General features: G+C 38.9%; 10 protein-coding genes and 1 pseudogene. 5 read left to right on the forward strand and 6 right to left on the reverse strand.

Features of this window, described 5'->3' with window-relative positions; genetic code table 11:
* Positions 1-209: 209 nt before the first annotated feature.
* Together I6E38_RS13345 and I6E38_RS13350 are read left to right on the forward strand one after the other, a co-directional pair.
* The gene (locus I6E38_RS13345; protein WP_235394461.1) at positions 210-998 is read left to right on the forward strand and encodes a hypothetical protein; all 789 of its coding nucleotides are present in this window, start codon (positions 210-212) and stop codon (positions 996-998) included.
* Positions 965-1,444 (forward strand): hypothetical protein, encoded by a 480-nt coding sequence (locus I6E38_RS13350; RefSeq protein ID WP_235394462.1) that lies wholly within the window; start codon positions 965-967, stop codon positions 1,442-1,444. Before I6E38_RS13345 ends, I6E38_RS13350 begins: the two co-directional genes overlap by 34 nt.
* A gap of 49 nt (positions 1,445-1,493) precedes the next feature.
* On the opposite strand, the gene mobV is transcribed toward I6E38_RS13350, so the two are convergent.
* From mobV to I6E38_RS13380, 6 genes are all read right to left on the reverse strand, one after another.
* Positions 1,494-2,555, reverse strand: coding sequence for a MobV family relaxase (gene mobV, locus I6E38_RS13355; protein ID WP_235394463.1), 1,062 nt, complete (start codon positions 2,553-2,555; stop codon positions 1,494-1,496).
* 540 nt (positions 2,556-3,095) lie between these two features.
* The gene (locus I6E38_RS13360) at positions 3,096-3,293 is read right to left on the reverse strand and encodes a hypothetical protein (RefSeq protein ID WP_094447043.1); all 198 of its coding nucleotides are present in this window, start codon (positions 3,291-3,293) and stop codon (positions 3,096-3,098) included.
* 23 nt (positions 3,294-3,316) lie between these two features.
* Entirely contained in the window at positions 3,317-4,294 is a 978-nt protein-coding gene (locus tag I6E38_RS13365) for an IS30 family transposase (protein ID WP_235394464.1), read from the reverse strand.
* A 503-nt stretch (positions 4,295-4,797) separates the two neighbouring features.
* Positions 4,798-5,592 (reverse strand): class I SAM-dependent methyltransferase, encoded by a 795-nt coding sequence (locus I6E38_RS13370; protein WP_235394465.1) that lies wholly within the window; start codon positions 5,590-5,592, stop codon positions 4,798-4,800.
* Between the two features lie 75 nt (positions 5,593-5,667).
* Positions 5,668-7,359 carry a sigma-70 family RNA polymerase sigma factor gene (locus I6E38_RS13375; protein WP_235394466.1) on the reverse strand — a complete coding sequence of 564 codons (1,692 nt, stop codon included), beginning with the start codon at positions 7,357-7,359 and terminating at the stop codon, positions 5,668-5,670.
* 93 nt (positions 7,360-7,452) lie between these two features.
* The gene (locus I6E38_RS13380; protein ID WP_235394467.1) at positions 7,453-7,800 is read right to left on the reverse strand and encodes a winged helix-turn-helix transcriptional regulator; all 348 of its coding nucleotides are present in this window, start codon (positions 7,798-7,800) and stop codon (positions 7,453-7,455) included.
* A gap of 132 nt (positions 7,801-7,932) precedes the next feature.
* Here I6E38_RS13380 and I6E38_RS13385 point away from each other — a divergent pair, with 132 nt between their 5' ends.
* The 3 genes and pseudogenes from I6E38_RS13385 to I6E38_RS13395 all read left to right on the forward strand — a co-directional run.
* A complete protein-coding gene (locus I6E38_RS13385) occupies positions 7,933-8,373 on the forward strand; it encodes a radical SAM family protein (protein WP_235394468.1) in 441 nt (146 codons plus the stop codon).
* Between the two features lie 369 nt (positions 8,374-8,742).
* Positions 8,743-8,937, forward strand: a complete 195-nt coding sequence (locus I6E38_RS13390; RefSeq protein WP_235394469.1) for a helix-turn-helix domain-containing protein — start codon at positions 8,743-8,745, stop codon at positions 8,935-8,937.
* 156 nt (positions 8,938-9,093) lie between these two features.
* Positions 9,094-9,670: pseudogene (locus I6E38_RS13395) on the forward strand (hypothetical protein); the annotation flags it as partial.

Consider the following 9,670-nt stretch of genomic DNA (forward strand, 5'->3'; position numbering starts at 1 on the left):
GTTGATATCGACTTCTTCCTCTACAGACTATCAATGATCTTTGGGTAAACACAGGGTTTTACGGGTGAGCCGAAATTTGTTTGATGAATTAAGGCATAATCATAGAACTGATTATGACGAATGGGTAATGGAATATTTCAAAGATTTCAAATAGCCACATTAACATTTGAATTTATTTAAAAGTTAATATAAATAATATTTTTCAGATTATGAGCAAACTATATATTATCTGTACAATTCTATTTTACTCTTTGTTTATTGGAGTAAAAGCACATGCTCAATATGCAGGAGCAAAATACGAAAAAGGTCCATCTACCAAGATGGAAATCTTGCAAGTTGATAATCGTGAACTGAGCACAATGGTGTATATGGCTTATACAACTCCAGATGCCGATAATTGGAACGAAACAAGCAGTTGGATGAATTTTGGAGACAAAACTTTTATTCAAGTAGAAGGCTCGTCCAAACAGTATCATATGATATCTACAATAAATATGCCCATAAATAGTGAGGCAGAGAATAAGTACATGATGTTTGACAGAAGAAATCAACGTCATCAATTTATCCTTGAGTTTGAAAAGATTCCTGAAGGAAAATCTTTCGATATTATTGAGGACGTTAACAATCCTAATGCATTTAATTTCTACGGTATTACATACACGCCTACAGATTCTAACTCTTATGTGGATGTTGATGAGTTTATCGCAGGTTATCCTGTAAAAGAAATGGGAAGGTACGTCGTAAAAGGCAATACGGTATCATATGTAAAATTTAAAGATGTCGTTGTTAATATTACACCTTTTTTGGCGAAACAATACGGAAAATACTATAACATGAATATTTGTGTTCAGAATTTTTCCAAGAAAAGCATTTTGTTTAACCCAAACAACATCAAGGTTGAAGGTTACAATTTTAAGGTAGTAAAACAAACAACACCTATATACCACAACAAGTTGAACTTCAATTGCTCACATATGCAGAATATGACAAAATCGTAAAACGCAAACAAAGTTGGAATAACTTTTGGGTTGCTTTGGGAGAGGGGATGGCTGCGTATGGTGCAGGACAGTCTACATCAACAACCACTTACTCAGGCAGTGCATACACAACAGGCAGTGCTCATGCTTATGGTTATGTAGGTAACACCTATGGATATGCAAATGCTTATGGTTCTTCTTATACAACAACTTATGGGCAAAGCACAACTAGAACTTATGATGGCGCAGCAGCATATGCCGCCCAACAAAGAGCCAACGAAAATTATGCGAACTATGCAAATAGCCAAAGTCAAATAAGACAGCAATTAGGCGATGGCTATGTAAAAATGAACACAGTACCATCAGGGGCTGATTATTCTGGATATTTCAATATAAAATACAAAAAAATTACAAGAATGTCCCTTGAAATCATAATAGATGGTGAAGTTTATCCATTCACATTTTAAGAACTTTCCAGCCATTCTCCTTCATTATATAAGAGAATGGCTGGTTTCGTTATCTACTCAAGCCTTTTCTCTTCATTGGCTTCATCATCTTTGTCGCCTGTCGCAAGCATCGTCTTATCCATTCTATCTCATCTTCGTCCTTCTCACGTCCCCAGTCTTTGGTGTCGCTACCGCCACCACCTTGGCTTTCAGCAAAGTTGGTAGCCTCGTTGACGTAGCCGATGTAGAGGTACATTGCACAATAGATAATTTTGTCGCCATAATTAATGAAGTCCATTGCAAAGCTGTCGTCAAATAGGCTGCTGTCGTGAATGCTCGTCATACGAGGATAGATGTCTGCTATCTCTGCCAACGCCTTCATACCAGCCTGCGCCCATATTTTATTGATCATCTGTTGCTGGTATGAAACAGCTGTTTTTTCAAAATCGGCTTTAATCTCCCTGTTTCTTGCTTCGATGTGGGAGGTATTCTTCTGCAACTCATCAAGTTGCAACTTAGCCTGCGCAAGTTTCATCTTCTTGTCGTTCAATTTGTCACGAACATCCCAGAGTTCCTTTCTGGTGGCGGTAATCTTTGCCTTTATCTCAACAGCATCACCAAGATGATTCTTCATGTAATCTTCAAGTTCGGCTATGGTCGCTTGTTTCTCTGCTTCCGCTTTCTCCAAATTGCTGACCATAGTCTGCAGAGCCTTGATTTTTGTCTCTGCTTTTGTGATGCTACGATTAAGACCAGAAAGAAGCGTCTTCTTCATGCCTACTTCATTTGACAAAGTGCGGCATTCATCAGCCAACTCCCTGCGATAAGTTTCTGTTGACTTGTGCTTAGCTCCAGTTATGGTGATGTCATCACCACGCTCCAGTCCATACTTTTCATTAACCTCTGCAAGTCGGCTATGAAGTTCTCGCATCCTTGTTCTTGCTTGATTCATGTCGTTTCCACCAAAAAGATCTTTTGCGCTCAGTCTGCCGTCCTTTGTGATGGGGACAATGACCGCATGTGCATGAGGATTTAGTTCGTCTAGATGAACAATGAACGAAACGACATTTTCTTCACCAAACTCCCGACAACAAAAGTCATATATGTCCTTGGCACAAATGTCTTGCCACAAAATTCACATTTTCTTGTCGGTCTCATACTCTTTGATATTGCTATGTTCTACATACTTTGAGTATTCCACCGATGGAGTAAACGGAAGTGAACTATTGACAACCTTTGTCAACCCTGTGCACGATATAACGCTTTTTTCCTATCAGCTTCAAATCTGTCCTTCATCGTAACCACTCGTAAATCATTGTAAACTACGTTCACGATATGACAAAATAAAAGCTCCGCAAATTCTCCACGGTAGAAATACGCTGCAAAAATATGTGGGAAATCGGGAACTGCCAAAAAACACTCAGAAAGTGTTAAAAATCAAAGAGTGTTGAAAATCAAGACTTTATGATCGGTTAGTCATTGTAGGTTATGGTTAGTTATAAGGCTCTAAATACAATGTAAAGTATCTATTATTAGTTGATTATCAATACTATACGCTCTAAACGGTAGAAAAGAGACTGTGTGGATTCTGTTTAGAAACGAAAAGGTAATAATTTAACGTATTTAACTTTCGATTACATTACGCGAATTCAACTGGCAAGTGCAATCGGTACTATTGTATGTTGTCTATCTCATCGTTAAGAACTTGCTGGACAGCGACAGTAAGCAAATCACAGTAGGCATTCATTTCCGATTCTGTGTCATACTGCAGCTGTTCGTCATCTGTGCAGCAGGCTCTCGAATAGGCTTCCTCTGCGTCAGTATATCTTTTGAGAGCCTCTGAGAGTTTATCGAAGTTTTCTTTTCTCATATCTATATTTTTATGCAAAATTACTATATTTGTTCCAATAACCTTGTTACCCCACCTATGTATTTTGAAAAAAGTTCATCAGGCGATGAGAAATGAAGCTTTTTTCTGGGTCTGTTGTTGATTTTATCTTGAATCTTCCGTATTTGACTATCGCTGACATCCTTGAATGACATTCCTTTGGGTATGTACTGCCTGATGAGCCCATTGGCATTCTCAATAGCTCCTTTTTGCCATGATGAGTATGGGTCGGTGAAGTATACACTGGCACCAATAGCCTCGGCAATCTTCCTGTGTGCAGCAAATTCTCTTCCGTTGTCAGTCGTTATAGTACGTATGCTATCTTTGAAAGGTTTCAGCATATCTATGACGACAAGCGCGAGTTCTTTGGAATCTTTTCCATGTTTCAACTTCTCCATGAACAGCCTGTTGGTGCTTCTCTCTACAAGAGTCACTATAGCCTGCTGGTTGTTTGGTCCGACAATAGTATCCATTTCAAAGTCGCCAAATCGCTTTCCGTCAGCCTCTTTAGGTCTTTCTTCGATGCCGACTCTGTCGGGAATATGATACCTTCCTGCTGCACCTACAGGTTTGCTTCTATGCTTGAGCCTATGCCGGAGCTGCTTGTATAGAGTGCCTCTGTCTCGTTTATCAATCCTTATCCATTTGTATATAGTCTCATGAGAGATCTTGAAACCATCCTTTGCGAGATAGCCGGAGATCTGTTCTGGCGACCATTGGTCATTTACCAGATGTCGTTTCACTTCATCCCAGATTACTTTGCTGATGGCACGGTTTCCTGGCGTTCTCTTACTACGCTTCTCTGCTTGTTTCTGAGCTTTGTCCCATTTGTATACTCCACGCTGGCTCGAGTTACGTTTCAACTCGCGCGTTACGGTTGACGGATGGACTCCTATGGCCTCCGCTATTGATTTATTTGAGCATTTCCTTTGTAGTAACACAGAAATTGTGTACCTTTGCTCTGAGGTTAATTGTTTGTACATAAGCAATGCAAAGTTAATTAATCTCTGGGAGACTTCGGTCTCCCTTTTTGATTTATTTCACTTGCATTGTTGAATTCTGGCTCGTAAGTTCTCTCATGGGGGCTGCTCGCCCCCAAACCCCTCGGTGTTTTCAGGTATTAGATTTTATCTTTACCTCTACCTGAAAATTGCACTTCTATCTTGAACTTACATTAAAAACTACCAAATAGTGTTTGAATAGGAATGTTTCAACAGAACTCAAAATGTGGCAAACAAAAGTTATCCAATGATATTTTAGAGGGGTACGGTTGAAACTACTCCCTCAAAGGATGTGATCGCCAATCATCCTCTTTTATTCTATAAGAACAAATAGAAATGCTGTCTATCATACTGTTTTCCTACATTTATATATAAGTATAAAAGCAGATTCCAATACTGATTTTTGGAGTCTGCTTTTCCGAAATGGTTAAGTATATCTTATTTATTGTTTCATAGATTTAATGGTTGCCTAAAGAACGTAAGTTCTATTTATGGCTTATGGTCAATATATACCAACATGAAGTGGTGAAGAAATTTCTGATATACTTCACCTTCCAGACCCAATGTGGCAAGAGCCGTGGGGTAAGGTGGAACTTCTGTTTGTAATGTGGGTTGATGAACCAGAGTTTTTGATCTGTTACCGAAAATCCACATTGATGTATGAGTCTTTCAAACAACTCTATACTTGTTCGGCATTCTTTTATGCTCATAAGTTCATTCATAGTTCCTTTCTCTTCATTGCATGTTTTTAGCAACAACCGGTATAAAGGGTTTGGCAGCAAGTGAATGAATGGCAGATGTGAGCAAAGTTTGCTTCTGCAAATCTGTTGATGTCCTCCAAAAGGCATTTGCCATGCGGGGTATCCGACAAACAGCACGCCTTCTGTTTTCATAAACTTTCTTAGGTGTGCAAGAAATGGCTCTTTTGTCGGAACGTGTTCTATCACATCATGTAATAGTATTACGTCATATTTATCTTCTTCATTACATGGAACAGGATATTGCATGAAATCACTGCATACAAATGTAGCATGATTGCTGATTTCAGAAAAGTATGCTTTGGCTTCTTTAATTCTGCATTCGGCAATATCTATACCTGTCACTTTGCAGCCCAACTGTGCAAAGGGAACTAAGTTTCCTCCTTCACCACAGCCTACCTCCAAAATTCTACTCTTTGGTGTCAGTTCCGTAAAATCTGACAAATAGCTGATGTAAAACTCCTTAGATGTTATCTCCAAGTCACGGAAATACATCTTTCTGTCTGTATGTCTTTTTTGCATGTATCTTATTTTTTGACTTTTCTGTATATATAGATACAGGTCATTCATAAAGACTGCATGCAAAATGATACTTTCTTACCAAGAGAGCCTAATACCGAAAGGCACAGTCAATGTAAATGGACGTTCTGTCCAAGTGTTCTTGACTTCGCTTTCATTCGGAATGTACCAATTCAGCGTTGGCTCAACAAACAAAGTCAACTTTGGTGCAATTTGATATTGTATTCCGATGTTAGTGTTTACAGTCCACTGTATAGAAGGTGTTGTCTTCCAATCCGTTGTATAGCCAGACTTTCCTCCTATTACATAGTCTGCATATGTCTTTCCAGACAATGGTATCTGAATGCTTGCTCCTGCAGAACCGTAAGCCGACAGTCTCTTGTACGCCATGAATTGGTACGAGAGCTTGACCGGGATACCGATGTAATGCAACTTTTGTTCCTTGTCAACACGGTAATTGCCAGTACCTAAAGTAAAATATGACTTCAAGTAAGAGTATTGGAGTCCTGTTTCTAAACTCCAATGCTTTCCTATGCTCTTGTTCACAGCCAATCCTAATATTATTGGTTTGTCATGATGTTCTACCTCTTCAATTTTGCCCTTGTTATTGTCGGCAATATCCATCATTGCAACATTTTCCGCCGTTGGGTCAGTTGGAGTTAAGCGATGTAGATATTCAGAATACTCTTCCCATGTAGTAAAAATTTTTTTTGAAGGTTGTTCACTCGTAATATCATTACCGTTACTTGTTATAATTTTATAAACATTTTGCACAAGAGTAGTACCCAAAGAACCAGCTGCGAGCAACTGCCATTTACTTTTCTTGTGCGTCTTTGTATCATCCGCAATCCATCTTTCCTCGTTTGGAATAGGTGTATATACAGTATCTTTTGTTATGATACTATCTCGCTTGTTATCAGCCAAAACATGTTGGTTCTCCTGCAAAGAATCGGATATTTTAAGTATTACATTTTGACCTGTCTTAATCGAATCACCAACAGTTATAACAATGTTCTTTCCCTGTTGAACACTTCGATAATTAGAGCACAAAACAGCGTTTTGCGCTCTACTAACAGAAACATTAGGCCTCTTTTGTATAGGCATAATGTCTTCATTAGGCTTTCGAGTTCGAACTATATTCACATCATTTTCTGAAAATATTTTTTTCTTTGCTGTAAAATATCTATATACAGGGATGACTATCAACGCCAATACGATGATAAGCATAGCTCTTGGAGACAAAATGTTTCGCAACATTGCCTTTGCCCTTGACAATTGTGAGAAAGAACTATGTGGAGCAATATCAAGTAATTCGCTGATTTCTTGATGGGATAAGCCATCCAAAACAGACATGTTGAATATTTTCTTATAACCTTCAGGCAAACTGTCTATAGCTGACATAATTTCCTCATACGAAATTGATTGCTTGGAAGTGTTGTCATCTTCCAATACGGTACAAAATTCTTCCTCTACATCAGACAAAGAAATGAAATCGTATCTCTTACCTTTCTCCTGATATTTCAATACAAGGTTAGTGGTGATACTTGTAAGCCATTGGCTAAACCTATGAGTATTCTTTAAGTCTTTTAATGAAACAAACGCAAGTATAAAAGCATCTTGGACAAGGTCGTCAACGACAGCCTTGTCCTCTCTAAGAATATTGATGCATATCCCTTTCATCTTAGGATAATACATTTGGTATAATGTGCTGAAAGCGTCAGCGTCACCTTGTTTTGCTTTTTCTACTAATGTTGTTATATTTGAAGCCATGAGCGAATTGTTTCGTACTATCTATCTTGATATAGATACGCCAAAGGCTTAATGACTGCACAAGGTTTAGTTAAAGAATATAAATGTATATGACTATTTTCTGCCCTTCACTATCTGCTCAAAATGTAACTGTCCCCATTCTATGACGTAGCTGATTTCTCGCAAGAAGTCCTTGGCTATTGGTGTGAGAGAATATCCCCCCCTTGGAGGAACTTCTTCAAATCTCTCTCTTGTAACAAGTCCTTCTTGCAGTAGATAATCAAGCGTTGACGCAAGTACTTTTTCAGAAACCTGAGGGAAAGTTCGGAAAAGTTCGCTGAAACGGATGCTTTCCTTTTCGTATTCCTCTATACGGAGCATCACGACCAATGCCCACTTCTGACTCATCCATTCCAAAACAGGAGCGGCTTGGCAATAATCATAATTGAGTTTCTTCTTCATAATCTTCAATACATACCTTTTGGTTAGGGGCATAAAGCCTATACGATGGTTTCTTTTATCGGCATCTCCTTACCTTTGCACCATCAATTTTGATGATACCATTATAATAACGTAAAAAAGAAAGGAAATAGTATGCAACCCACATTACATTTTGACGGTCCGGTGTGGCGACCTCCTTATGAAGCCACTTCACAACTCTTGCAGGTCACAGCTGGCTGTACTTGGCATCACTGCAAGTTCTGCACGCTCTATGGCAAGCAGAAATTCCGAATGTCTCCGATGTCGGAAATAGAGGAAGACTTAAAAGTAGTCCATGCTTTCCAACCAAGAGTTCACCGTATATTTCTTACTGGTGCCAATCCTTTTGTGCTCACCACGAACCGCCTGACTGACATTGCATTACTCATCAGAAAATACGTAGGCGAAGGACACCCCACCATCGGTTGTTTCTCTCGAATCACGGATGTTCGCAACAAGACGGTAGAGGAACTGCAACAGCTCCACCACTTAGGTTTCGATTATCTTACCATTGGCGTAGAGATTGGCGACAGTGAAACTCTAACAAGGGTCTGATTAGTCGTAATATACTGATAATCAAGATTGTTTTAGATATAACATAGATGAAATAAACAAATTAGGAACAACAAAATCAAGAAACCCCAAAATGAAAGCATGAGAAAACATAAATTAACACTGAAAACAATGATAAATTTCCGATTTTGACATTTTAAGAACATGGTAAATAGAACAAATATTTATGAACGCATATATGTATCTTGCCATGTTGGGAAATCAATTGCTTAGTCCCATTTTTGCAGATTATATTTCTATATTGTCTAAATTACGACGGAATACAGCAGATATTCAAGGGATTTGGATGGATTATCACGATAAAATATTATTTTTGTAGCGTAAAAACGATAAAAATACACCCCAAATCGCATAAGAGCAGTCTTAGAGGACAAAGGGATAAGCCAAACATGGCTTGCAAAGAAGTTAGGAAGGAGTTTCAGTACGGTCAATGCTTACGTATGCAACCGTTCTCAACCCAACCTTACCACACTTCTTGAAATTGCACAGTTCTTGTCTGTGGATATGAAAGAACTTATCACGGACAAAAAGGAACGCAATGATTGAAGAGATTATGAGAGACAAAATAATATCATAGCATCATTTTGTGGATAAACTAAAATATAGTATTTGCAAAATAAATTGAACTTTTCTCATAAGAAAAGAAATATACTATAAGAGTTCATATCTCTCTACATGTTAAATTATTAATTGCTGATAACTATGAGACTGAAGCCAAAACTCCTCAATGCAATAATATTAGGATTGACAATGTTCCTTTCAATGCAAACCACTTGTGCTGCTTGCAACCCATCAATGGCCATTCAGCAAAAGAAAGTGGCAACTGTTGGCAAAAAGAGGGTTGCCATTAGCAAAAAGAAAGTTGTCAATAGCAAGAAGAGAACCTATCGTAAGGCTTCGGCGCGTAAATATTCGCATAGGGAACTGAACGCCATTATGCGGATACTTGAGCGGAAGTTCCTGTCGGAAGACAAGACTCCGGCCTTGCGAAATGTTGTTGGATTTGGAATGGGATCCAACTCCATTGATGTTGCGCTCCGTTGGAACACGAAGGAGAAGCAGCAGGAGTTTCGTAGGCAGATTTACAACTCGCCCGCCATCAGGTTTGAGGGCAAGTTGGACCCTATCATCGACAACAGGGAAGGCGTGAGCACCTACCAAGGCATCTCCCTCAAGGCGGAGAAACCTTCCTATCCATTGGGCACCACAGAAATCAAATTCACTATAACCAACCATAGTGGTAAAGAATTCATGTATGGCGAAGCATATAGCATCACAG

The organism is Leyella stercorea, from assembly GCF_021531355.1.
Lineage (GTDB): Bacteria > Bacteroidota > Bacteroidia > Bacteroidales > Bacteroidaceae > Prevotella.